The organism is Sphingobacterium sp. UBA3519 (assembly GCF_002377215.1).
Classification (GTDB): Bacteria; Bacteroidota; Bacteroidia; order Sphingobacteriales; family Sphingobacteriaceae; genus Sphingobacterium; species Sphingobacterium multivorum.
In genome coordinates this window covers 344,461-370,333 of sequence record NZ_DFPI01000010.1, presented here as the reverse complement: position 1 = coordinate 370,333, position 25,873 = coordinate 344,461, and the positions used below count along the sequence as shown (strand labels likewise).

The following is a 25,873-nucleotide window of genomic DNA, read 5'->3' as shown; positions in this document are numbered from 1 at the left end:
CCACCTTTCCACTGTGCCCAGCATATACACAGCATAGTGGCGTATTGATATAAATAGGAATAGACTCTGACGAAAAATCGTCAGAGTCTAAACCTTTTCGGGCTAATTAGTTGAGATTATTTAATCTCAACAACAGCACCAGCTTCTTCTAATTGTTTTTTCAAAGCTTCTGCTTCGTCTTTAGATACACCAGCTTTTAATTCTTTAGGTGCTCCGTCAACTAAATCTTTAGCTTCTTTCAAGCCTAATCCAGCTAAATCTTTAACCAATTTAACTACAGCTAATTTTTGACCACCAGCTTCTTTCAAGATAACGTCAAATGAAGTTTTCTCTTCTGCAGCAGCAGCACCACCTTCAGCTGGAGCAGCAGCTACAGCAACAGCAGCAGCAGCAGGCTCGATGCCATACTCGTCTTTTAAGATATCAGCTAATTCTTTAACTTCTTTTACTGTTAAGTTAACTAACTGTTCAGCAAGTTGTTTTAAATCTGCCATTTTATTTTGAATTTTTGAATGTACTTTATAAAAATTGTTAATTAAATTGTAACGAATGTTTCTGTTCTAGAGGATTCGTTAACCTCTTTCTTCTAAAGCTTTTACTAAGCCAGCAACAGTATTTCCTCCAGATTGAAGAGCTGAAATAACATTTTTCGCAGGCGATTGCAATGCAGCGATAACATCAGCGATAAGTTCGTTTTTAGATTTAAGATTAACTAATGCAGTTAATTGGTTATCTCCAACGAATGCAGTTTGCTCAATGTAAGCAGCTTTCAATACTGGTTTATCACCAGCTTTGCGAAGCTCTTTGATCAATTTTGCAGGTGCATTTGCAACTTCAGAAAATAACATTGTAGAAGCACCTTTTAGTGTGCCAAAAATATCTTCTTCGTCAACACCAGCTTCGATCAATGCTTTTTTGATCAACGTGTTTTTTACCGCTTTAATTTCGATACCTTGCTCGAAACATTTGCGACGGATGCCATTTATTTTTTCAACTGTTAAATCAGCAGTATCGGCAATGTAAAAGTTACCGTAAGATTTAATCTGTTCGGCCAAAGCTAGAACAATTTCTTGTTTTTCTTCTTTTCTCATGATTAAATACCTGCTACTGATTTAGTCTCAATATGAATACTAGGACTCATAGTTGAGGAAATGTGAATACTTTTAAAGTAAGTTCCTTTAGCTGCAGATGGTTTCAAACGAGCCAGAGTTTGTAATACCTCTAGTGCGTTATCATATATCTTATCTGCATCGAACGACGCTTTACCAATAGAAGTATGGATGATACCGGTTTTGTCAACTTTGAAATCGATCTTACCACCTTTTACATCTGTTACAGCTTTACCAACTTCTGTTGTAACTGTACCAGTTTTAGGGTTAGGCATCAAGTTTCTTGGACCTAAAATACGACCCAATTTACCAACTTTAGCCATAACACTAGGCATAGTAATAATGATATCAACGTCAGTCCAACCACCTTCAATTTTGCTGATGTAATCATCTAAACCTACGTAGTCTGCACCTGCCGCTTTAGCTTCTTCTTCCTTATCAGGAGTACATAAAACTAAAACACGAACAGTTTTACCAGTACCGTGAGGTAATGTTGCAATACCACGAACCATTTGATTTGCTTTACGAGGATCTACGCCCAAACGAACGTCGATATCCACAGAAGCATCAAATTTGGTCAATGAGATTTCTTTAACTAAAGCCGAAGCTTCTTTTAAAGAGTATGCTTTACCAGCTTCAATTTTGGATAGTGCCGCTTTTTGATTTTTTGTTAATCTAGCCACTTTTCTTAAATTGATTTCTTAATTAATTGTTCCAAGGAGCATTACCTGATACAGTAATACCCATACTACGTGCTGTACCAGCTACCATTCTCATAGCAGCCTCTACAGTAAATGCATTTAAATCAGGCATTTTATCTTTAGCGATTGTCTCAACTTGTTCCCAAGTGATAGCCGCAACTTTTTTACGGTTAGGCTCGCCAGATCCACTTTTCAATTTAGCAGCGTCTTTCAACTGAACCGCTACCGGTGGAGTCTTGATGATAAAATCAAATGATTTATCAGCGTAAACTGTAATGACAACAGGCAATACTTGACCTGGTTTGTCTTGCGTACGAGCGTTAAACTGCTTACAGAAATCCATAATATTCACACCTTTAGCACCTAATGCAGGTCCTACTGGAGGTGAAGGATTCGCAGCTCCGCCCTTAACTTGTAATTTTACTAACGCACTGACTTCTTTTGCCATTTTGTTTTGAATTTAATTTTGTTAAATGTCTGTTAGTAAGTTGGAAGCAAATAACGTAACATTCATCGATCGGGACGTAACACCCCAACCGAGGTGCAAAGTTAATAAGAAGATTTGAATCCTGCAAGTATCTAACTTTTAATTTTTCAGGAATTTATACTTTTTTTATATAGTTGCCGAGATCGCACATCTTCCTACAAAAAATCTTGACACTTCTTTAGATATTAACACTAGAATTATCGGATTAAACAAATTCACATCAGTTCTATTGAACTTTAATAGACTTCAGCACCTTATCCAATGCCGGATCTTTCCCCTTGATAACATCATCAACACTCCGTACGACAGGAACATCAGGCATGACACCCCGCCCCGCTTCGTTTACTTGATAATAAGGTTTGACATCCATTAAGCCGAAACGCCAACGTAGATGGGAGTTTGGCAGTTTCAGTAAAGGAAGAACTCCCGCAACCGTACCGCTAGCTGCACCACCAGTTTCCTCGCCCACAAACACAGCCCGCTTCCCAACTTTTAAATTTGTAGCAATTAAACTCGCGGCAGAAAATGTCCCGCCATCAATCAATACAAATAAATCACCGCGATAGCGATTGCCTTTTGATTTTTCACTTTTACTCCCTGTAAGGTGGGTATAATTTCTCCCATCTTTGGAAAAGGTCTTTGTCCAGGATACAACCGCACTAGGTATGATAAATGGCGATAAAACGGGATAAGACCAGCCCGGCAATCCTTTTATCTGATAGAACGGCAACTTGAATTTTGAATTGATTACTGCTGGCTGAACAAATTGGAATTTATCCTCCTCTACCAGATAACTATACAGCTCCTTCACATCGAATAAGCGTCCGCCCAAATTGCCACGAAGATCCAAGATCAGGTATTGTACCGAATTAAGCTCCAGCCGATCAAAAATCCTTCTATAGGCTTCTTTTGGACGCCCATACGAAAAATCAACCACCTTCAGTAAAGCAACGCTGCTATCGCCTTTGACAGGGAAAGAGAGCTGTTTACTCATTCTTTTTAGATTGGCATTATAACCAAAGATTTTACGCTGCTTTTTTAGATCACTTTTCTTCTGATCAGGCTGGCGCACTTTTTTCACAGCTGTGGTCGTTATCCCTGACTTAGCCTTTGTATCGACACTGTCAAACCTTCTGACAACAATCCGCTCATATGTACTATCGGCCCGAGAGAACAAAACCGAGATAGAATCTTTATACCCCAGTTCCAATTGGTAAAACCGAGGCAATAAACGCTCAAAAGCCTGATCTATAAATGTCGTATTATAGCCGTCCGACGTAAAGGTCGGACGATATTTTGTATATAGATTTTGCGGTTGTATGCCTTCAATGGCAAGAATTTTAGAGCCTAGGACCAAGCTTGAATCTAACGTCCCATTTTTTGAGAGATAGAGTGTATTTTCCTGCCAATGGAAACCCAGCTGTGAAAAGGGACCCTTACTTTTTTGATAACGGACTTTATCCTTACCTTTTGGATCAAATTTGGAAATAAGAGGACTCAGCGTCATATGCCCCTGCCGAACTTGAGCCAGTACAGATGCTAATTCCAGCTGAAACTGGTTGGGCAATAAGGGTTGACGGATCGCAGCACGAAGGCTATCAAACTTAGTCTTTAACTGATTTTCCCGCACATACAGAAACAGGTCTGGATGCATTTTCCATAAGTTATGCTCAACATAGTTGATATCTTGCTGCATAGCTTCCACTGACAGGGGAGTTTCAATAAATCGATTGTACTTCTCGACATTTGCACAGCTTAATAATGTCAGCACATACACCAATACGAATAGATAAATAGTTGGCCTTTTCATTTGTAGTAAGATACAAAAAAAGCCTTTCAATTTTCATGAAAAGCTTTTCTCTATCGTTAATTACTAATCTTACTCTTTTTCTACTTGCATGTAGTTCAGTTCAAGTGGAGTCTTACGACCGAAGACTTTCACCATCACGATTAATTTCTTTTTATCTTCGTGGACCTCTTCGATTTCTCCGGTAAATCCGTTGAAAGGACCATCGTTTACTTTCACTGTTTCACCCACATAGTAAGGAACGTTAATGGTTTCACCTTGCTCGGCCATTTCATCCACTTTACCTAGGATACGATTTACTTCTGCTTGGCGTAAAGGGACCGCGTTACCGGCTTTATCTCCCAAGAAACCAATTACACTATTGATATTTTTGATGATGTGCTCTAACTCACCGTCAAGAGCTGCTTCTAATAATACATAACCAGGATAATAGTTACGCTCTTTAGCAACTTTCTTACCATCGCGCATCAAGTAGTATTTTTCCATTGGAATCAACACTTGAGGAATCAAGTGTTCAATACCTAAACGGCTAACTTCGGCATCAATATATTGCTTTACTTTCTTTTCTTTACCACTTACAGCACGAACTACGTACCACTTTAAACCTTGATCTGCCATAAATAAATACGATTGAAAAATTAAGAAGCAATACCGTACAAGAATTCTAACCCTACACTTGAGGCTTTATCCATTACAAAGACAACCAATGCAATAAGAAGAGAAGCAACAAGCACAATAACAGCTGAACTTTGTAACTGAGACCATGTAGGCCAAGTCACTTTCTCAGTGATCTCTACATAAGAGTCTTTAAAAAAATCAAGTACTTTTGCCATTTTAGTTTATCTGTTTTTATAAGCACGGGCACCAGGACTCGAACCCAGACCAAAGGTTTTGGAGACCTTCGTTCTACCTTTAAACTATGCCCGTGTATTTCTTATTTTGTGATGCAAATATAGTGTTTTAAACCACTTTCTGCAAATCTTTTTTTACTTTTTTTTATTCTAATCCGATAAATCGCTTATCGAAAAAATAAGCTAATCAACCTCAGTCGATTAGCTTATTTTATTTAGAATAATCTGATTCAGATTATAAAATTTCAGTTACCTGACCAGCACCTACTGTACGACCACCCTCACGGATAGCGAAACGTAGACCTTTTTCCATTGCAATAGCAGAAATTAATTTCACGCTGATTGTAACGTTATCACCTGGCATAACCATTTCAGTACCTTCTGGTAAAGAGATCTCTCCAGTTACGTCAGTTGTACGGAAATAGAATTGAGGACGGTATTTGTTGAAGAATGGAGTGTGACGACCACCTTCAGCTTTTGACAATACGTAAACCTCAGCTTTGAAATGATCGTGAGGAGTTACTGAACCTGGTTTACAGATAACCATACCACGTTTGATATCAGTTTTCTCAATACCACGTAACAATAAACCTACGTTATCACCAGCCTCACCGTAATCTAAGATTTTACGGAACATCTCAACACCTGTTACTGTAGATTTCAAGTTCTCAGCACCCATACCTAAGATCTCAACTGGATCACCAGAGTTGATTACACCTCTTTCGATACGACCTGTAGCAACTGTACCACGACCTGTGATCGAGAATACGTCTTCTACTGGCATCAAGAAAGGTAAGTCAGTCAAACGTGGAGGAATTGGAATGTAGTTATCTACAGCATCCATTAATTCCATGATTTTCTCAACCCACTCAGGCTCACCGTTCAATGCACCTAAAGCAGAACCTTTGATTACAGGGATATCATCACCAGGGAATTCGTAGAATGATAATAACTCACGAACTTCCATTTCAACTAAGTCTAACAACTCAGGGTCATCAACTAAGTCAGTTTTGTTCATGAATACTACTAACGCAGGAACACCTACTTGGCGAGCCAACAAGATGTGCTCACGAGTTTGAGGCATAGGACCATCAGTCGCAGCAACTACGATGATAGCACCGTCCATTTGAGCAGCACCAGTTACCATGTTCTTAACGTAGTCAGCGTGACCTGGACAGTCAACGTGTGCATAGTGACGGTTAGCTGTAGAATATTCTACGTGTGCAGTATTGATTGTGATACCACGCTCTTTTTCTTCAGGAGCAGAGTCAATTGAATCAAATGAACGAGCTTCTGACAAACCTTTATCAGCCAATACTTTAGTGATAGCAGCTGTAGTTGTAGTTTTACCGTGGTCAACGTGACCGATAGTACCAATGTTTAAGTGTGGTTTACTACGGTCAAATTTCTCTTTTGCCATGTTTATGCGAATTAGTAATTATAAATTATTTCTATTTGTTATATACTCTTGCTTAACTTTACACAAGTACGAGCCAAAGATGGGATTTGAACCCACGACCTCTTCCTTACCAAGGAAGTGCTCTACCCCTGAGCTACTTCGGCTTACTAAAAAACCTTATTTACGTATTAATGCCCCCACCTTTAGATACATTATTATCAAAGAAGATAGAGACTAAATTTAATACTTGAAAAATTTGAGCGGAAGACGAGGTTCGAACTCGCGACCTATAGCTTGGAAGGCTATCGCTCTACCAACTGAGCTACTTCCGCTTAATAATTAGAAACTAGAGTAAATCTAACACCCTAATTAAAATAAAGTGTGGAGGGAGAAGGATTCGAACCTTCGAAGCCGAAGCAACGGATTTACAGTCCGTCCCATTTGACCGCTCTGGAACCCCTCCAGACCTGTAACTTTCGTTACATTTAGAGCCTCTTATCGGAATCGAACCAATGACCTACTGATTACAAGTCAGTTGCTCTACCAGCTGAGCTAAAGAGGCTTCTAATATCTTTATTTAAACTTACATTCTATCAACGTCTGACCAAGTATCCCTACCTTTTCAGCGAGTGCAAATATCGAATTTACTTTTGATTTCTGCAAGTTTATTTTTTATTTTTTTTTCATTTAAAGAACTAAGCAAACTTTCGTTGTTTTGAACCGTTGTTCCCTTGTTTGCTGATGCAAAGATAGACACAAAACTCACTTTACAAAAATATTTATCAAAAAAAAACGACAGTTTTTGGCAATTATACTGATATGCAGCACAATAATTTTTGATAGTATATTTACCTGTTTTGGTTATTTGGCTAATATACTATCTTTGGGCATGCAAATTTTACCGCAATCACTTTCAAAACTTACCCGATACTCCGTACTATTTACGGTACTTTTAATGGGATCGGCCGAATTGAAAGCTCAAAATATTATTCAAAAATTGAGTAAAAAATTTCTTTCCGCTGAAAGAGATTCGACACGTTCGGGTAGTTTTATGGTATTACCGGCCGTTGGCTATGCGCAGGAAACGGGTGTCGAATACGGCCTGGCCAGTGCTTATAATTTTTATCTGGACAAATCTGATCCCAAAATCCGCACCTCCACCGTCATGGTCATGGGAACCTTTACATCCAATAGTCAGTCCAACTTCAAACTGCAGACCGATCTTTGGACTAAAAACAACGACTACCATCTGATTAGTGAAATACGCTACCGCAATTGGCCCTTTAACTATTATGGTATCGGTATGGACACTTGGAAAGCAGATGAAGAACGCATTGATCAAAAATTATTTCGCGTCAAACTCGAAGCTGAGAAAAAAATCAGCAACGGCCTTTATTCGGGTATCAACATTCAATACGATAACTTCACCATTCGTAGCGATAGTGCCGATCGCATTTTCAATCATTCTGATCTTATTGGAAAGCATGGCGGACAACAGCTACTCCTAGGTCTTTCGCAATTGTTTGACAATAGGGACAACGTTTCTTATACAACAAAGGGGTATTATGCTAAATTGCGGCTGGCCTATGCACCAAAGTTATGGACAAGTACGGATTTTACAGGAGCAAATCTTGATGTAGATCTCCGTGGCTTTATTCCCCTGCACAATCAAGTCACGCTGGCCCTTCAAGGAATCTTTCGTTCCACATTTGGAAAAACCGTCCCATTTTACAACTACCGTGAGCTCGGTGGCGACATGATGATGCGCGGTTATTACCTCGGACGTTATCGCGATAAGAATTATCTGGCCTCGCAGGCTGAACTGCGTTATCGTTTTCATCCACGCTTTGGTATCGTTGGATTTTCAGGGCTCGGATCGACCTTTTCCAAGGAAAATAGCAGCCGATATATCGCAAACTATGGCGGTGGTTTGCGTTACTTCTTCAGTCTCGAACACAATAGCAGTATACGCTTTGATTATTCTTTTGGTGAACAAAGACCCGGAGAAAAAAGACAGTCGGGTTTCTATTTGTCCCTAAGTGAAGCTTTTTAATAAACAAGAGCATCCATAAATTTATGGATGCTCTTGTTTATTCTTGCCTAATGACATCCAACTTTTCCTTTTTCCCCTCCTTATCCAATATTGCAAGCTTTAAATAATATTTTAGGTCCAAAAGACCAGTGACTGGATGTCCGATCGCTCACCATGCATTGGTAGCAACAGCAGCCTAAAACCGAATCAGAAAATTCTCTTTTCGCTGTTCTTTCCTAAAGAAAACCAAACCAACGCGATATAAATCGATCGTAACCACCACGCGATCATCTTTTTTAATCTTATCCCAATAGGCTTCCCTCTTCTCCGATTGATGAGGTTCGTTTATAATCAATAGATCTCGATCGTCAATATTTTCCAAAAAATTAAGGTCAAGATCTTCCCGATCAATATAATAAATATGTCGATAGGCATAACTTCCACATTGCTGCTGCAGGAGACTAGCGTAACTTTCCTGAGGCCGATCGGCCCAATAGCTAAAATTGTCGTAGGCAAATGTCGTTAATAATCGATCGATTAATGCATACTTTTTCTGTTCTACCTTGCTCTCGTTTTGAATAGTTTGTGGTAATTGTGAAACGCTCGCTTTGGATGTCTTTTGATAGATTACTTCGTCTACCAATTTATAAACAAAAGGAGAATGGGTCCCATGGCGACTATGGGATATAAAATAATGCCGCCAATACTTAAGCATGTAGTTCATTTCGCTGCAAACATCGCTAAATTTTATGATTTTTCACATGGAACATCACGCTTTATTTGCTCGACCAACGTGATTATCAAGACAAGAAAGAAATTTTGCCGCCGGATAAATGGTGTTAAAACTGAAGCACAAAAACACTCCCCTCGCCTTCTGTACTATTGAGGAAAATAGTCCCTTTGTGCAAAAGCATGATCTGTTTGCTAAGGGTGAGGCCGACCCCTGTACCCGTTTTCTTTGTTGTAAAAAATGGCGTGAAGATCTGTTCCTGGAGATCGGCAGGAATTCCGGCCCCATTATCTTCAATCCGGATCTGCACTTTTCCGTCTACTTCAAGAGCAGATAAACTGATATAAGCCTCTTCCCTATGTTTAACCGCATCAATGGCATTCAACATTAAGTTGATAATAACCTGTTCGATCAAGTTAACATCTGCAGACAGCACTAATCGGGTATTTTTCAGAATAATATCAACATCAATATTTTTTTGGATCAGTGTAGGCTCAAGCAATTGATAGATATGTTCAAATAACTGAGAAATCTGAATCGGCGCCAGCTGAGGCTGATCGACCTTATTGATCATACGATAACTCTTCGCAAAATGTAAAAGTCCTTCGCTACGACGTTTGATGGTGGAAATGCCTGTTTTTAAATCATCAATATCTTCAGTTCCTTTAAAATGGTCCAAACGACCGTTTAAGGTTTCAGCCAGTGAGCTGATCGGAGCGATGGAATTCATGATTTCATGTGTCAGTACACGTAATAACTTGTGCCATGCTTTTGTCTCAGTCTCATCAATTGCTTCGTTGATATTTTGGTACACCACAATGCGAAACAAGGCGTCCTGTGTTTCAAAGCTTGAGCTCTGAATCAATAGCTTTATTTTTCCTTTACTTGACTGAACGGACTCCATCTGCTGCTGTCCATTTTCAAGTAACATGGTTTTTTCATAAAGATCATTGTTTTTTTTCTTTAGCCCGGCAATGTTCCCGAGATGCGGCAAGTGAAACAGTTGCTTAAATGCTTCATTCACCCACATGACCTTACCACTATCCATCTCGTAAAAGATAATCGCCGAATTCAGCATATTGATCACACGATCCAGATATTGGTGCTGAATCTCCTGCTTAATGCTGATTTCCTTATAAGTCTCGTTGATCTGATTAAAGGCCGTAAAAAGCTGCCCTTCCACTGACTTTGTATTTTTCACCAAGAACCGCCTGGTAAAGTCGCGGTATTTGACCGCTTCGGAAAATTCTATCAGCTGCCGGGCCAAAAAATTATACTGTGCATATAGGTTAAAGCCCAGATAAAGCATAATACAAAAGATCAAAGACGCCTGCACGTATTCACCCTTTAGCAGCAAATAAGCACTCATGAGAGCAGCTGCTAGCAGTACTATAATCTTAATCGCATTTAAGATTTTTCCGTGCCTCATCGACTAAATATCATATTTCTCCAGACGTCTATAAAGCGCAGCTCTTGTCAGTCCCAATTCTTTTGCTGCCTTACTGATATTTCCGTTGTAACGCTCAATCGCCGATTTGATTGCTTTACGTTCCAATTCTTCCAGGTTTTGACTGCTAGGACTAGATTCGACAATGCGGTTATCTATTTGTTGTTCTATTGGCGAGAAAAAGAGATCATTTCCAGCAATACTGAGCTGATCAGCCATAATAACGGCACGCTCGATGCTGTATTGGAGTTCCCGGACGTTGCCCGGAAAATGATAGGCAAACATTTTCTTAACCGCATCCGATTCAAAGCCTTCAATCCGTTTATTGTATTTCTTTGAATAGATATCGAGAAAATGATCAGCCAATAGCTTGATGTCCTCTCCTCGTTCACGTAAGGGCGGTACTTGAATTTCAACGGTATTGATCCGATAAATTAAGTCTTTTCGAAAACGACTTTCATCCGCGAGTTGTTTAAGCGGTACGTTCGTTGCTGAAATTAAGCGTATATCTACCGAGATTGGCTGATAGGATCCCAGGGGGGTCACCTGTCTATTCTGCAATACAGTCAACAATTTAGCTTGCTGCTGTAAAGAGATATTGCCAATTTCATCGAGGAACAATGTCCCGCCATTCGCCGCTTCGAATCGCCCTTGACGGTCTTCACGCGCATCCGTAAATGCGCCCTTCTTATAACCAAAAAGCTCGCTTTCAAATAATGTTTCTGTCAGCGCCCCGACATCAACCTTAACGTAAGTCCGATCGGAACGCAGTGATCTTCGCTGAATGGCTTGAGCAATCAGGTCTTTCCCGGTCCCATTTTCCCCTAATATTAATATATTGGCATCTGTAGGCGCTATTTTCTCCAACTTGTATTGCAGTTCGTCCATAACAATGGAGTTACCAATCAAATCGGGACTGTTCGCACTGCTGAGCAAGGAACTTTTACTTTTCTTTTCTTTATTTTTTGATTCAGCAAGAGCGCTTTCGATCGTTGCCAGCAACTGCTCATTTTCCCAGGGCTTCACCACAAAATCCGAAGCTCCCTGCTTCAATGATTTTACGGCCAGATCAACAGCTCCATAAGCTGTTATCATAATCACATGTATCTGTGGGAACTTTTCTTTGATTCGAGACAACCAATACAAGCCCTCATTACCGGTATTGATTGTACTTTTAAAATTCATATCTAAAAGCACCAGATCGTAAGGTATCTTCTCCAAATGTGCGATAAGATTCTCCGGATTAGGCTCGACCTGAATATGGCTGACTTTAGGTTTAAGCAAGATTCTCGCTGCCGTTAGTAAGTCCTGATCATCGTCAACCACTAAAATTGATGCTTTTTTCATCTTTTCAAATTATGATTTTCTTTATTTTAATGGAATTAAAGAACTTGTCACACGCTATGTGATTTTTCCATGTGCTAAAATACGAAGACACTAATATAGCTATAAATTTAACGAGCCTGCGTAATAATCATTGATATATTTTTGCAGCAGCCATTCGTATTGTTTTACCAACAATTGAATTTGGCTGTTATCGTATTTATTTTTCGCGGTCAAAAATATTACTGAATTACTATTTCCTAATTCGAAAACGACTTTGGCAATACGAAAAGATTCGGCGTAATTTTCATTTTGACTACGCAATTGTGTAATCATATTGCTTGCGTTCTGTAAGTTAAAAACAGCATTGGACGTTTCAGTACGGAGATTATTTAATTCCATTTCCCTACGGAATTTTACGGATTCCAAATCCAATTTTGCCAGTTTAACTTGATTTCGGACCTGAAATCTGTTAAAAATAGGTATAGAAAGCCCTAAAGAAATAGATTTACCTAAGTTGTTATTTACCTGATCCCAAAATTTCTCTGATTTTGTATTCGAAAAATTTGAGTTTATTCCAGCCCCTAAACTCAGTGATGGCCAATAAGCCGCCTTCGCGACTTTTATATTCTTTTCCGCAGCTTTAATCCGCCAATTTAGAGCAGGAATATTTGGTAAAGCTTCGGTAGCGAGCTGAAAAAGCTCTTCAGAAGATAATTTTCTTCCATCTTCATTATATTCTGGTGTCTGCAACTCACCAAGCTGCTGTTCATCAATATTTAGAAGATTAGCTAATTTAACCCGATAAGCATATAACAACTGTCGATTATTCTGAATTGTATTTATGTCATTGGAGAGTTGTCCTTTCAAGTCAAAATAATCTCCAGGATTAATTGCACCTTCCTTATGCATAGACTCGGCCCTATTGACCTGCTCCTTTGTAACCTCAGTCTGCATTTCAGACTGTCTCAGTACATCTTTTGCTGTGAGCACTTGGATAAAACATGTAATGACATCTAAACGTAACGTATTGATCTGAGAATCGAACTCCAATTTGCTGGCCGACTTTGCATCTGCCTTCATGCGGATATCATAAAGCAAACCCAATCCTCTAAATAGCGGAATATTGGCATCAATACCATAACTTCCAAATTCGCTATTGTTATTTACATACTGTTTGGTAGATTCATCAAAGAATCTACCGAAACTGAATACATGATTCATATTTGCGTTCAGATTGGGCAATCTATTCGCTTTGGCCTGCGCCAAATTCACCTCCGCACGCTTCACGTCCAGTTCATTCTGCAATAAGGTTGGATTGGCCTTTATTGCCAACTGAATACACTCAGCTAAGCTCCGCTTGGTAATTTGTTTATCGTCGACCGCTGCAATTGTTGCTGTCCCAGCCACTCTTTCCGTTAATCGCTGCTCCGTCTGTTGCGCCCCTGCCTTGGCATAACTCAATAAAAAGCATAATGTACTATATATATAGACTCTCTTCATATCCAGTTTTTATTTTCTTGCTGACCATCGCCATGCCAAACAACAAAAACACTAACTATCAAATAGATACAAAAAACATATTTTCAAAAATGTTCATTAATGAACAGTCGGTGTGCGTAGTTGGACAATAGCAAAGACAAACTGTATAAATAGCAGAATAATTCAAATCAAGTTCGATAGTTATTCTTCCATTCAATGGATATAAGTCGGTACTTCTTCGGTTTTTCTTCGGTTGTGACCGAAGAAGCACCGAAGAAGTACCGAACAAGCTCCGACTAAGCACCGAACAAGCTCCGAGTAAATAACGAAAGTAATATAGTTAAATCCTAAATTTTAACAGACCATTTTTACAAACCTTTAGGACCTATCGGTCAATATAGCGACCTACCCCTTACCTAATTTACCCAACCAGGGTAACCTTTGCCCCACCGGAACTAATGTGCTTCACGGCAGTTAGCTTATATTTGCTAAAAGTGCTTCAGTTGACGCCCAAAACAGCAAAAAACTTCCAGTTGTACGCCTTCGTACAAGAAGTGTCCGCTATCGAACACCAAGCTTAAAACTAAACAAAATAAGGATCTATCAATCAATAGTTTACATTCTTGGCACAGCTTTCATAGTTACATACAAAATTGATATTAAATTATGGACAGACCTTTAGAAAAGAAGAAGTGGAATAGCAAACGTATCATGACTATTGTGGGGGTTGCTGGCTTAGTTGGATTGATCAGCGCCAGTTTCTATTTTACCTCCGGCAAAAGCAAACTGAATGTTGAAGCTGACCGCATCTCTATTGTCGAAATAAAAAATGGAAACTTTCAAGAATTTATCCCGATAAATGGCACCGTGCTTCCTATTAGTAGTATATACCTCGATGCTTCTGTTGGCGGACGCGTCGAAGAAAAATTTGTAGAAGACGGAGCTATCTTAAAAAAAGGGGATGCAATCATGCGTCTTTCCAATACCGATCAGGAGCTTACCCTGGTACAACAAGAAACGCAAGTGCTCAATCTATTGACACAGTCACAAATTGCGCAGACCAATGCACAACAAGCATCAATTAACAACCGCAACCAAATGGCTGATGTAGAACAGGCCTATCGGGAAGCGGAGCGGATCTATAATCTAAACAGAAAATTACTTAACGAAAAAGCCATTGGTACACAAGAGTTCGAAAAATCAAAGAACGAATACAACTATCAAAAAGAACGGGTCAACTTGACCAAACAGATCCTGAAACAGGACGAAATCTCCAATGCACAAAAAACCAATCAGGACAAACAAACTTACCAACGCACGCAGAGTGCATTGGAACTGATGAAAAGGAAAATTGGCGACTTGATTGTTAGGGCACCTGTTGACGGGCAATTGACCGCCTTCGATGCAGAGATCGGGCAAAATAAAAACGCCGGGGAACGATTGGGACAAATCGACGTCTTAACAGGATTCAAAGTGCGTGCTGACATCGATGAACATTATATCAACCGTATTTTCCCAGATCTACAAGGGGAGTTTTCTATCGGTGAAAAAACCTACAAACTCCGTATCAAGAAAGTCTATACACAAGTCACCAATGGCCGATTCCAGGTTGACATGGAGTTTATCAATGATGTTCCCAAAGGGATCCGCCGTGGACAGACTTTACAAATACGTTTGGCATTAAGCGATGAAACCAAAGCGTTATTGCTGGCAAAAGGCGGTTTTTATCAACAGACCGGTGGTAACTGGATCTTCAAATTGGATAAAAATGGAAGTACAGCATATCGTGTCGATATCCAATTAGGAAGACAAAATCCGGAATATTATGAGGTTATCAAAGGTCTACAACCGGGCGATAAGGTTATCGTATCGAGCTATGAGACCTACGATAAGGTGCAAGAGCTAAATATTAAAAAGTAACATCCTAGCGGTTATCGAGCACATCATATCTCTCGATAACCGCTTTTATCATACGACTTAATTATGATTAAAAACTTTATTAAAACCGCACTTCGCAACCTTTGGAAAACCAAGGGGTACAGCTTTCTTAATATTTTTGGATTGGCGGTCGGTATCGCTGCGGCATCGTTGATTTTTTTATGGGTTGAAAGCCAGTTGGGCTACAACGATAATTTCGCCAACAAAAAGAATATCTATGTTGTCAAATCAAAACAGACTTACGATGGTGCTACTTATGTATTCGAATCGACACCTGGACCATTTGCCCAAAGCGTAGCAAAAGAAATACCCGGTATTAAGCATGCCGTTCGCATGAGCTGGAATTCGCCCATGTTATTTTCTGTAGGAGACAATAATATATTTCAGACAGGGGTATATGCCGATGGCTCCATTGCAGATGTGCTTTCCTTGGATTTTTTGGAGGGTGATCGAAATACCGCCTTCGATCAGGTCAACAATATCGTGTTATCAGAAACAGCTGCCCATAAATTATTTGGTAACCGCCCGGCATTGGGAAAAACCGTCAAAACAAACAATACTGAGCCATTTATTGTTGCAGGGGTAATCAAGGACCTACCCAAAAATAGCAGCTATGATTTTCAATGGCTGATTCCTTTCAAAAAGTTTGAAGCTGGTCAGGATTGGTTGGAAAACTGGGGAAACAATGGCGTACAAACATTGGTTCAGGTCGAAGATAATGCCAATGTTGACCAGATCAACAAACAGATGATGGATTTTGTCAAACGCAAAACCAATGGTGAGGTCACGTTCTCACAAAATTACCTCTATCCAATGGAACGTTGGATTACGTACAACCAATTTGACAATAGCGGAAATGAAATAGAAGGCGGTATTAAAAATATACGTCTATTTACCTTTATTGCTTGGGTTGTTCTATTAATTGCCTGCATCAATTTTATGAATCTCGCAACAGCAAGGTCAGAAAAAAGAGCAAAAGAAGTGGGTATGCGTAAAGTTGTTGGCGCAAGCCGCAAATCTTTAGTGACGCAATTCCTAGGGGAATCGCTCGTATTGGCAACCATCTCTTCCTTGGTAGCCTTGTTGCTGATTTACATCTTAATCGGTCCTTTCAATGAAATGATAGGCCAAGAGCTGAAGGTTAATTTATCGGCACCTTTACACCTCCTTTTTCTGTTGGTAATTACCCTTGCCTGTGGCCTATTTGCAGGTAGCTATCCCGCATTTTTCCTATCCGCATTCAAACCACTAACGACAATTAAAGGTGCGAAGCAAAAAGCTGGAAGCGGAAGTCTTGTACGCAAAGGATTGGTGATTTTACAATATACGGAATCCGTCGTTTTGATTATCTGTACCATTATTATCTACCAACAGATTCAGCACAACAAGAACAGGGATCTCGGATTTGATAAGAGTCAGGTGTTGACAACAGCGCTACAAGGCGATATGGCCAAACATCTCCCACTGATTAAAAATCAATTATTGGCAACAGGAGTTGTGCAAGAGGTCGGTGTCAGTGATATGAGTATACTCAATATCAACTCCAATACGTCCGGTTTTAGCTGGGATGGAAAAGATCCAAATGCTAGTATTTTGATTGGCATGTTACGTTCTGATGAAGGTCTTATTCCAGCTTTGGATCTAAAGCTTTCTGACGGTAGAAACTTCCATCAAAATTTTGTAGGTGATAGCACCTCGGTTATCATCAACGAAGCATTTGCAAAACTGATCAAAAAAGATGGCCTTGTGGCCGGTAGTATCATCAGTTACGGTGAGGAAAAGTTCACCATCGCCGGTGTCGTCAAGAACTTCGTTTATAACAATGTGTATGCCGATCCTGAGCCGATGCTATTTCTACCGATGAATAGAGATAATGGCATCATGACCATCAAGACAAAGGCTGGAGTAGATTTACCAGATGCCATTCAACAAATCGAGAAGGTCATCGTCAAAAATAACCCGGGCTTCCCCTTTGACTATAAATTTTTAGATGATAGTTTCAATAATAAGTTTAAAGCTGAGCTTTTTGTACAGCAACTATCCAGTGTATTTGCACTGATGTCTATCATTATATCCTGCCTAGGCCTGTTTGGTTTAGCCGCCTTTGCAACAGAGCAACGCGCAAAAGAAATCAGTATTCGTAAAGTCCTGGGGGCCTCTGTTTCGGGACTTATCCAAATGCTCAACCGTGAATTTGTTACGCTTATAGCGATCTCCTGTATCATTGCCTTTCCTATTGCATGGATGATTATGAGCAAATGGTTAACCAACTATGCACATCATGTAGAGATTTCCTGGACCATCTTTGTCATCAGTGCTGTAGCAGCAATTGTAATTGCCCTACTGACGATCAGTTCACAGGCATTTAAAGCAGCGATAGCCAATCCGACGAAGACTTTAAGAGATCAATAAACAATTAAATAAACAGAATTTAATAACAGAAATAATAACTGTCCAAGGCAATATCGCCAAGGATCCAAAACATAAAAACCATGAGCACAAAAAATATGATCAAGATCACAAACCTTCAAAAGTATTACCGCACTGAAGAAGTTGAAACCGTCGCATTAAACAACCTAAACATTCATGTCAAAGAGGGCGAGTTTGTTGCTGTAATGGGTCCTTCGGGCTGTGGAAAATCGACTTTACTCAATATTATCGGATTGCTGGATGATTTGGATGAAGGAAGCTATCTGTTCAACGAGATTGAAGTTGCCAAATTCAAAGAACGTGGTCGCTCAGATCTCCGCAAACATAACATTGGTTTTGTATTCCAGAGCTTCAATCTAATCGATGAACTAACAGTATTTGAAAACGTGGAACTTCCACTGGTTTATACCAATGTTCCAGCTGCAGAACGCAAAAAGCGTGTAGAAGAAGTTTTGGAAAAAGTCCAGATCATGCACCGCCGAAATCACTTTCCACAACAGCTCTCCGGAGGTCAGCAACAACGTGTGGCCGTTGCTCGCGCTGTCGTGAATAATCCAAAATTGATTCTTGCCGATGAGCCTACAGGTAACCTCGATTCCAATAATGGTAACGAAGTCATGCAACTCCTGACTGAATTGAACGAAGCCGGCACAACCATCGTCATGGTAACACATAGTGAACACGATGCAAAGTTTTCTGACCGTGTAATCCGCATGCTAGACGGGCAAGTGATTATGGAAACAACTTCGGTATAAAGACACACATATATAACCAAGATATTTATCCTAATAACCTGTAAATGATGAGCACGATTAAATTAATTTTCAGACAACTATGGCGTAACCGTCTTTTCACATTTTTAAATGTATTTGGGCTTGCCATCGGAATAAGTGCCTGTTGGCTTATTTTCCGTATCGTCAATTATGAATTTAGTTTTGATCAGCATCATCCGAAAAGTGAGCAGATTTACAAGGTCCATACCTCCTATGAAGAAAAGGATAAATTAGATCATTTCGATGGTGTTCCCGCACCATTACCGGCATATATTAAGGAAAACTTTGTTAGTGTTGAACTGACTGTACCCATCTTTAAACAATACTTCGAACGTGTCAGTAATATTGGCGACACGCAGAAAATAGAGTTTGAAGATCAACCCGATATCATCGGTACCACGGGAGACTATTTCAAAATGACACCTTATGTTTGGTTAGCTGGCGACCAAAGGAATATACTAAAAAATAGCCATGAAGTCATCCTGACAGAATCGCGGGCTAAATTGTATTTCCCAAACAGGTCAATAGACCAAATCATAGGACAGACTTTGTCCTATGATAGTACATTATACAATGTCACCGGCATTGTAAAAGATCTAGCCCATCCAAGCAGCTTTTTGGGTAAAGAATTTATCCAGATTCCAGAAAAGGAATGGAATAGCACAAACTGGAACAATTCAAATTCAAATTGGCAGCTCTTTATTAAGGTAAAATCATCGGCTTCCCTTCCTAACCTCATAAAGACAGCCGATAAAAAGGCCTATGAGATGACGCATGCCGAATTTGACAAGTTTGGGTTTAAAATGCATGTAAACACAGTACCTTTAAAAGACTTACATTTTACTTCTTACGCGCAAAATAATGTTAATAAGAAAATAATGTATGGCCTAATCGGCATAGGTATATTTTTGCTTCTACTCGCCTGTGTCAATTACATCAATCTCGCTACCGCCCAAATCCCACAACGCGCTAAAGAGATTGGTATCAGAAAGACATTAGGAGAAAGCCAGAAAAGAATTACAAAGTCCTTTTTGTTGGAAACATTTTGCATTACGGCTTTTTCGGTACTTTTATCATGGCCTTTACTTATTCTCATTCAAACAGTTTTAGCCTCCTATATCCCCGATCAGCTCAAGTTGTATCCCGATCCGTGGGGAGTATCGCTATTTTTAGCAACACTTACAATCACGATTACCTTAATTTCCTCGGGTTACCCGATTTTACTAACAAACAAAGTCAAGATTGTTGAAGTCATTAAAATCTCAAATGCGCAAAGTCTCAAATTTGGCAATCTTTCTTTTCGGAAAATGCTCATTATATTTCAATTTTTGATTGCTCAGCTATTTGTTATTTCAACTTGCATCATTGGTCTACAGTTGAAACATGCGCTACAGAATAACTCCGGCTTCGATAAGGATGCGATTATTACCCTACGTTTCCCGAGTAAAAGCTACCAGGACAGTAATGTTGATCCTTTTGTTTTTAAGCAAGCGATTAAGCACATCACAGGTGTAGAGCAGGCTTCCTTGGGGCATCTGCCCATGAGTAACGATCATTGGGGAAATGCCTTGTTTGCGAAAAGTGATACGGGACAGGTACAAGCTGATGTACAAATGAAATTTGTCGACCAAGATAACTTTAAGCTCTATAATTTTAAAATGCTTGCTGGCCGCCCGCTGCAGTTGGCCGATACGAGCACTGGCATCGTGTTAAACTTAGCCACCGTTCAAAAGTTAGGCTTTAAATCTGCTGAAAATGCTGTAGGTAGCTTTGTCACGTACACAGACAAACAGCGGCAGATTGTGGGTGTAACCGACAATTTTCACACAAAAAATCTCCATGCAGCCATTCAACCTGTTGTCATGCTGAGCTCTATTAAAAAATGGGAATTAAACAGACTAAGCGTCAAACTCAATAGTAATTCAACTACCTGGACGGAAACTTTAAAACAGATTGAGAAAGAATGGAAAAAATATTATCCAAAAGCCCCATTCAAATATGATTTCTATGATCAGCAAATCAAAGAACTCTATAGCAGTGATCTAAAATTCTCGAAGATTATCAATCTATTTACATCGACGACAATTCTCATCAGCTGCCTGGGATTGATCGGTCTGGTTACCATCACCACGGTACAACGTACCAAAGAAATTGGTATTCGAAAAGTATTGGGAAGCACGGTATTGGGGATTATTGGATTATTATCAAAAGATTATATCAAACTTATACTCATTTCTATTTTGATTGCTACCCCAATTGCTTGGTGGGCGATGCACAAATGGTTGGATGATTTTGCGTATAAAATAGAGCTATCCTGGTGGATGTTTATTATTCCGGCTGCCGCAACCTTACTTATTGCATTTTTTACGATGAGCTACCAATCCATAAAAGCGGCACGTGCAAATCCAGTACATAGTTTAAGAGATGAATAAGATGATAAAGAAGCTCATTAATGAACAATACAACTAACACCTGTCCCTATGATAAAGAATTATTTAATAACCGCAATTAGAGAATTAAGGAAAAGAAAATTCTATACCGCTATCAATATATTAGGTCTGTCGGTCAGTCTTACTGCAGCGATATTAATTATTTTTTGGGTACAGGATGAACAGAGCTTTGATAAATTTCACCCAAACTATGAGGCAATATATACCGTAAATTCCCATTTGGATCCAGAACATAACGGCGCAATTTGGGGCATAACTCCCGGCCCTATAGGCAACTATGCCAAAAATGCACCCGACGTAGAATTTGCAACGCGCGTTTCACAGGATTATAATGTTACCTTGGTCAACGATAAGCTGAAACGCCCTGTAACGGATATGAGTATCTATTATGTTGATGGCAGTTTTTTTAATATGTTTCATTTTCCCTTACAAGAGGGCTCGCTTGTAGGTTTTCAGGAAAATTATAAACAGGCACTGGTCACAGCATCAACAGCAGAAAAACTCTTTAGCAGCCAGCAGGCCATTGGAAAGACCTTCCGTTATGGTGCAGATCTGTTCACCGTAGCCGGTATCTTAAAAGATGTTCCACAAAATTCCTCGATGCAATTCAATGTGATCATTCCATTAGGTTATCATGCACAACGGTTTACAAATTGGGGCGGTAATGGAAAATGGAAAACAATCGATGAAGACTTAGGCAATTACAGCTTCGCTACCTACGTCAAAGTAAAACCAACGGCTTCTCCTACCCTCATTGGAAAATTTATCTCGGAGAATTATACCAAAGCCCGCGATGGTGAAAATTCAACCATCTTTGTTTTAGATCCTTTAAAAACCATGCACTTAATCGCCCCGGACGGCAATAAATCGACACTTCGCATGGTGCAAATTTTTGGGATCATTGCAATCTTATTATTGGTTATTGGTGCAGTAAATTATGTCAATTTGAGTACTGCACGGGCATTGGACCGGGCCAAAGATGTTGGCATCCGAAAGATAATCGGTGCTAATCGTCTCCATCTATTCTTACAGTTTATCACCGAAACGGTTGTTGTATTCTTTTGCTCGCTCGTAATAGCTTTCATTCTTATCCTTGTACTTCATACTGGATACAATCAAATTGCACAAAAATCAATCAGCTACTCCTTCCAAAACAGTACAATATGGTTATATATAGGTGTTGCGATTATCGGCACACTAGGCTTATCCAGTATATATCCTGCGATACAACTTTCCTCATTCAATCCCATTCATTCGTTAAAAGGAAAATCAGTTAAAGGAGTTTCCTCAACGACCATGCGTAAAATATTGGTGGTTTTTCAATTTACACTTTCTGTAACACTGATTGTATGCACCTTGGTTATCCGCAATCAACTGGATTTTATCCAAAAGATCAACCTCGGATACGACCGAGATCATGTCATTACACTTGGTCTTCCTGAGGAGGCCTACAAACATATGGACGCCATACAGACCGAACTCAAAAATAACGACGCAATACAAGGAGTCTCTCTTTCAAGTGTTTACAACATGACGGATTTCGGAAATGCCACGGGCGATATAGATTGGCCTGGCAAATCCAAAGACAACAAGCTAATCGTAGCGCAAGCCAAAATTGACAAGGATTTTATTCCGTTAATGAATATACAGTTCGTTGAGGGGAAAAATTTCACAGGCCTGCCAGCGGATTCTTCCGGATATATTATCAACGAGACCTTAGCAAAACAAATGGGGTTAAAGCCGCCATATGTGGGATCCAATATGAGTTTCCACGATTTCCCTGGACAAATTATCGGTGTGGTGAAAGATTTTCACTTCAAATCCATCAAAGATAAAATAGGTCCAATGGTCTTCTGGACGCGCTGGGGATCGGGCACGCTTTATGTAAAAACAAGTACCACAAAAGCCGCTGAGGCTATCAAAGCCTTAGAGAAGGTTTATAACCGCTATCCATCAGACGCTCCTTTCAAATATACTTTCATTGATCAACAATTTGATAGTCTATACAAATCCGAACAGCGTACAGGTTTGTTGTTCAATGTTTTTGCAGGTATTGCCATTTTTATATCTGCTTTAGGTCTGTTTGCATTGGCAACTCACGAAGTGCAAATGCGTATAAAAGAAATCGGCATCCGTAAAGTTCTTGGAGCTAGCACCTTTGGTGTCGTCCGGCTATTGGGAAAAAATTTCGTGCTACTCGTTTCCATTTCCATTCTGATAGCCTGTCCCATAGCGGTTTACCTGATGAAACAATGGTTAAGCAATTTTGCTTATAAAACAGATCTAGAGCTGCAAACATTTGTCTTCGGTGGTATTTTGGCCTTGCTGATCGCCATTGTTACCGTCAGCTACCAGGCTGTTCGGGCAGCTTTATCCAATCCCGTAGATAGTTTAAGGGACGAATAAAAACGAATATAAGAAAGTGGATGATTGGCATGTATACACTGGCACTTAAGAAATAAAGCTATGATCAAGAATTATATAAAAATAGCCTGGCGCAATATCCAGAAAAACAGAGGATACTCGACCATCAATATCATTGGCCTTGCAATAGGTTTGGCCTGTTGCCTATTGATCGCAATTTATGTTCAGAACGAACTTTCCTACGATAAATATCACGTAAACAAAGAGCGGATTTACCGCATCGTACACGACTATAAAGATGTTAGCAGCACAGAGCAGCATCAAATCTGGGGCAATGGACCTATTGGTGATGCTATCAAAGCAGACTTTCCAGAAATCGAGAAAGTTGTTCAATTCTCGGGTCAAACATCTATCCTGCTCAAACAGGGCGATAAAAGATTCCAGGAGGAAAATGTATTTTTCATGGACTCCACTGCATTTGATGTCTTCAGTTGGAAGGTTTTGGCCGGCGATCCTCATACAGCTTTAAAAAACGCCTATTCTGTTGTATTAACAGAAAGTACCGCAAAGAAATATTTCGGAGATCAAAATCCCATTGGCAAGACGCTGGAGGGAGGTTTAGCTGCGGGCCGTGCTGACGCAGGTCTATATACTGTAACGGCAGTAATGGCCGATGTACCTGCTAATTCACACTTTACGTTCGATGCATTGCTCTCGATGAGTACATTCCGAAAAGCACGGCCAGACGTATTTAATAAAGAAGGCTGGGATTATGTAGACTTCTACACATACTTTCTCGCTTCAAAAGACTTTGATCCTGTAAAGTTCGACCAGAAAATACCGGAGTTTCTCAAGCGGCATCTCCCAACAAATGAAAACCCAAATGCAAAATACAATTTCCATATCGAGCCACTTCTGCAAGCTTACATGCACTCGTCTGCAGATCGTCAACCCGGTACCAATGGAAGCTATCAGAATTTATACATATTCAGCATTATTGGCGGATTCATCTTACTGATCGCCTGTGTGAACTTTATGAATCTGGCTACATCAAGGTCAATGGAAAGAGCAAAGGAAGTAGGCGTACGAAAAACCATAGGAGCAAGCAAAAGCAATCTGATCTTTCAGTTTATGTCTGAATCATTGGTTCTTGTATTCGTCAGTAGTATTTTGGCTATACTGCTCGTTATGGCCTTTCTCCCCTTTTTGGAAGCATTCTCGGGCAAACACCTCAATTATTCATCCCTGAAAAATGGGACGACCTGGGCAATATTCCTATTCACTACCATTTTTACGGGACTTCTTGCCGCCAGCTATCCCGCGTTGATTCTAGCAAATTTCAAACCGATTGCAGTACTTAAAGGAAGTTATAGCAACAGCAAAGGTGGTACATTATTACGTCGCGTATTAGTTGTTTTCCAATTTTGCCTTTCTATTGCGCTCATTGCAGGTACAGTCGTCGTCTTTTCTCAACTAGATCAATTACAGCACCGAAATCTTGGATTTCAAAAAGATCAACGGCTTGTGATAGATTATAATTTCGATGATAAGGTAAACAATAACCTGGAAGCGATAAAATCTACACTAGCAAAAGATAAAGATGTTTTGTCTGTCACTGCATCACGTACGGTACCGGGAACATTTTTTCCAAATGCAGGAACAGAAATCATGTCAGCAAACGGAACGATGAGTCAATTCGCTCCTTTCTTATATGAAGTCGATGTTGACTTTATTCCTAATATTGGTCTGCAAATGGCCGCAGGACGTGCCTATTCCAGAGATTTCCCAGCGGATACGGCCCATTCACTTGTTATCAATGAATCTGCTGCAAAACAATGGGGCTATTCAAATCCACAAGATATTATTGGCAAACAATTTCGTCAATGGGGAAGAGAAGGAACGGTTATCGGTGTAGTGAAAGATTTCAATTACCTTTCTTTACACCGTAAGATTGAGCCTTTAGCTTTGCGACTTGAACCAAGCAGCAGCCGGTATTTAACCTTGAATATCCAACATGTAAACCAGCCTGAGACCGTTGCCAGAATCGGCAAGCTGTGGAATGAACTTGTACCAAACCGTCCATTTTTATATAGCTTTCTCGACGACAATTTCAATCGACAATATGAAGCGGATTTTAATTTTAGAAGACTTTTTACAGCCTTCTCCGGACTGGCACTTTTTATTGCCTGTTTAGGTTTATTGGGACTTGTTACGTATACAGCCCAACAGCGTACCAAAGAAATCGGTGTACGGAAAGTTCTCGGTGCATCCATCTATAATTTAATCCTCCTGCTCTCTTCCGACTTCATCAAGTTATTGGCTGTAGCGCTCCTCATCGCGACACCGCTATCTTGGATGGCGATGAAAAAATGGCTTGACAACTTTGCATACCATATTGAACCACAATGGTGGATGTTTGTCTTTGCTGGTTTTGCTACAATCACTATCGCATTAGTAACGGTGAGTTTTCAAACACTCAAGGCTGCCAAGGCAAATCCTGTAGATGGTTTAAGAGACGAATAACAATATAATTTAATCCCATCACGATAT

At 39.8% G+C, this 25,873-nt stretch carries 19 protein-coding genes and 5 tRNA genes; 7 read left to right on the top strand and 17 right to left on the bottom strand.

The window, feature by feature from the left end:
* Positions 1-116 precede the first annotated feature (116 nt).
* The 13 genes from rplL to B3297_RS05465 form a co-directional block, all read right to left on the bottom strand.
* Positions 117-494 (bottom strand): 50S ribosomal protein L7/L12, encoded by a 378-nt coding sequence (rplL, locus tag B3297_RS05525; RefSeq protein ID WP_002992785.1) that lies wholly within the window; start codon positions 492-494, stop codon positions 117-119.
* A gap of 78 nt (positions 495-572) precedes the next feature.
* A complete protein-coding gene (rplJ, locus tag B3297_RS05520) occupies positions 573-1,091 on the bottom strand; it encodes a 50S ribosomal protein L10 (RefSeq protein WP_286778552.1) in 519 nt (172 codons plus the stop codon).
* A gap of 2 nt (positions 1,092-1,093) precedes the next feature.
* Positions 1,094-1,792, bottom strand: coding sequence for a 50S ribosomal protein L1 (gene rplA / locus B3297_RS05515; protein ID WP_028072661.1), 699 nt, complete (start codon positions 1,790-1,792; stop codon positions 1,094-1,096).
* Positions 1,793-1,814: 22 nt separating this feature from the next.
* On the bottom strand, positions 1,815-2,258 hold the full coding sequence (gene rplK / locus B3297_RS05510; protein ID WP_028072660.1) for a 50S ribosomal protein L11: 444 nt from the start codon (positions 2,256-2,258) through the stop codon (positions 1,815-1,817).
* Between the two features lie 265 nt (positions 2,259-2,523).
* A complete protein-coding gene (locus B3297_RS05505; RefSeq protein ID WP_286778551.1) occupies positions 2,524-4,107 on the bottom strand; it encodes a S41 family peptidase in 1,584 nt (527 codons plus the stop codon).
* A 69-nt stretch (positions 4,108-4,176) separates the two neighbouring features.
* A complete protein-coding gene (nusG, locus tag B3297_RS05500) occupies positions 4,177-4,722 on the bottom strand; it encodes a transcription termination/antitermination protein NusG (protein ID WP_046672242.1) in 546 nt (181 codons plus the stop codon).
* A gap of 20 nt (positions 4,723-4,742) precedes the next feature.
* Entirely contained in the window at positions 4,743-4,937 is a 195-nt protein-coding gene (gene secE, locus B3297_RS05495) for a preprotein translocase subunit SecE (protein ID WP_028072657.1), read from the bottom strand.
* 23 nt (positions 4,938-4,960) lie between these two features.
* Positions 4,961-5,031: transfer RNA gene (locus tag B3297_RS05490), tRNA-Trp, on the bottom strand.
* Positions 5,032-5,190: 159 nt separating this feature from the next.
* Positions 5,191-6,375 (bottom strand): elongation factor Tu, encoded by a 1,185-nt coding sequence (gene tuf, locus B3297_RS05485; RefSeq protein ID WP_070566283.1) that lies wholly within the window; start codon positions 6,373-6,375, stop codon positions 5,191-5,193.
* Positions 6,376-6,446: 71 nt separating this feature from the next.
* A tRNA-Thr gene (locus B3297_RS05480) sits at positions 6,447-6,518 on the bottom strand.
* Between the two features lie 95 nt (positions 6,519-6,613).
* A tRNA-Gly gene (locus B3297_RS05475) sits at positions 6,614-6,686 on the bottom strand.
* 50 nt (positions 6,687-6,736) lie between these two features.
* A tRNA-Tyr gene (locus B3297_RS05470) sits at positions 6,737-6,817 on the bottom strand.
* A 26-nt stretch (positions 6,818-6,843) separates the two neighbouring features.
* Positions 6,844-6,916, bottom strand: a tRNA-Thr gene (locus B3297_RS05465).
* 327 nt (positions 6,917-7,243) lie between these two features.
* Between B3297_RS05465 and B3297_RS05460 the strand changes: the two genes are divergently transcribed.
* Positions 7,244-8,407, top strand: a complete 1,164-nt coding sequence (locus B3297_RS05460) for a BamA/TamA family outer membrane protein (protein WP_286778550.1) — start codon at positions 7,244-7,246, stop codon at positions 8,405-8,407.
* 175 nt (positions 8,408-8,582) lie between these two features.
* On the opposite strand, the gene B3297_RS05455 is transcribed toward B3297_RS05460, so the two are convergent.
* From B3297_RS05455 to B3297_RS05440, 4 genes are all read right to left on the bottom strand, one after another.
* A complete protein-coding gene (locus tag B3297_RS05455; RefSeq protein ID WP_286778549.1) occupies positions 8,583-9,101 on the bottom strand; it encodes a hypothetical protein in 519 nt (172 codons plus the stop codon).
* A 124-nt stretch (positions 9,102-9,225) separates the two neighbouring features.
* The gene (locus tag B3297_RS05450) at positions 9,226-10,545 is read right to left on the bottom strand and encodes a sensor histidine kinase (protein ID WP_286778548.1); all 1,320 of its coding nucleotides are present in this window, start codon (positions 10,543-10,545) and stop codon (positions 9,226-9,228) included.
* A gap of 3 nt (positions 10,546-10,548) precedes the next feature.
* Positions 10,549-11,910 (bottom strand): sigma-54-dependent transcriptional regulator, encoded by a 1,362-nt coding sequence (locus B3297_RS05445; protein WP_286778547.1) that lies wholly within the window; start codon positions 11,908-11,910, stop codon positions 10,549-10,551.
* A gap of 99 nt (positions 11,911-12,009) precedes the next feature.
* Complete coding sequence (locus tag B3297_RS05440) at positions 12,010-13,389, bottom strand: TolC family protein (RefSeq protein WP_286778546.1); 1,380 nt, start codon at positions 13,387-13,389, stop codon at positions 12,010-12,012.
* A gap of 645 nt (positions 13,390-14,034) precedes the next feature.
* Here B3297_RS05440 and B3297_RS05435 point away from each other — a divergent pair.
* The 6 genes from B3297_RS05435 to B3297_RS05410 all read left to right on the top strand — a co-directional run bounded on the left by B3297_RS05435 (position 14,035) and on the right by B3297_RS05410 (position 25,846).
* Entirely contained in the window at positions 14,035-15,288 is a 1,254-nt protein-coding gene (locus B3297_RS05435) for an efflux RND transporter periplasmic adaptor subunit (RefSeq protein WP_112373733.1), read from the top strand.
* A 63-nt stretch (positions 15,289-15,351) separates the two neighbouring features.
* Positions 15,352-17,718, top strand: coding sequence for an ABC transporter permease (locus B3297_RS05430; RefSeq protein ID WP_286709817.1), 2,367 nt, complete (start codon positions 15,352-15,354; stop codon positions 17,716-17,718).
* 95 nt (positions 17,719-17,813) lie between these two features.
* Positions 17,814-18,491, top strand: coding sequence for an ABC transporter ATP-binding protein (locus tag B3297_RS05425; protein WP_046672289.1), 678 nt, complete (start codon positions 17,814-17,816; stop codon positions 18,489-18,491).
* Positions 18,492-18,535: 44 nt separating this feature from the next.
* Positions 18,536-20,941: an ABC transporter permease gene (locus tag B3297_RS05420; RefSeq protein WP_083295955.1), complete on the top strand. Its 2,406-nt coding sequence runs from the start codon at positions 18,536-18,538 to the stop codon at positions 20,939-20,941.
* Positions 20,942-20,989: 48 nt separating this feature from the next.
* On the top strand, positions 20,990-23,365 hold the full coding sequence (locus tag B3297_RS05415) for an ABC transporter permease (protein ID WP_286778545.1): 2,376 nt from the start codon (positions 20,990-20,992) through the stop codon (positions 23,363-23,365).
* 60 nt (positions 23,366-23,425) lie between these two features.
* Positions 23,426-25,846 carry an ABC transporter permease gene (locus B3297_RS05410; protein ID WP_286778544.1) on the top strand — a complete coding sequence of 807 codons (2,421 nt, stop codon included), beginning with the start codon at positions 23,426-23,428 and terminating at the stop codon, positions 25,844-25,846.
* Positions 25,847-25,873 lie beyond the last annotated feature (27 nt).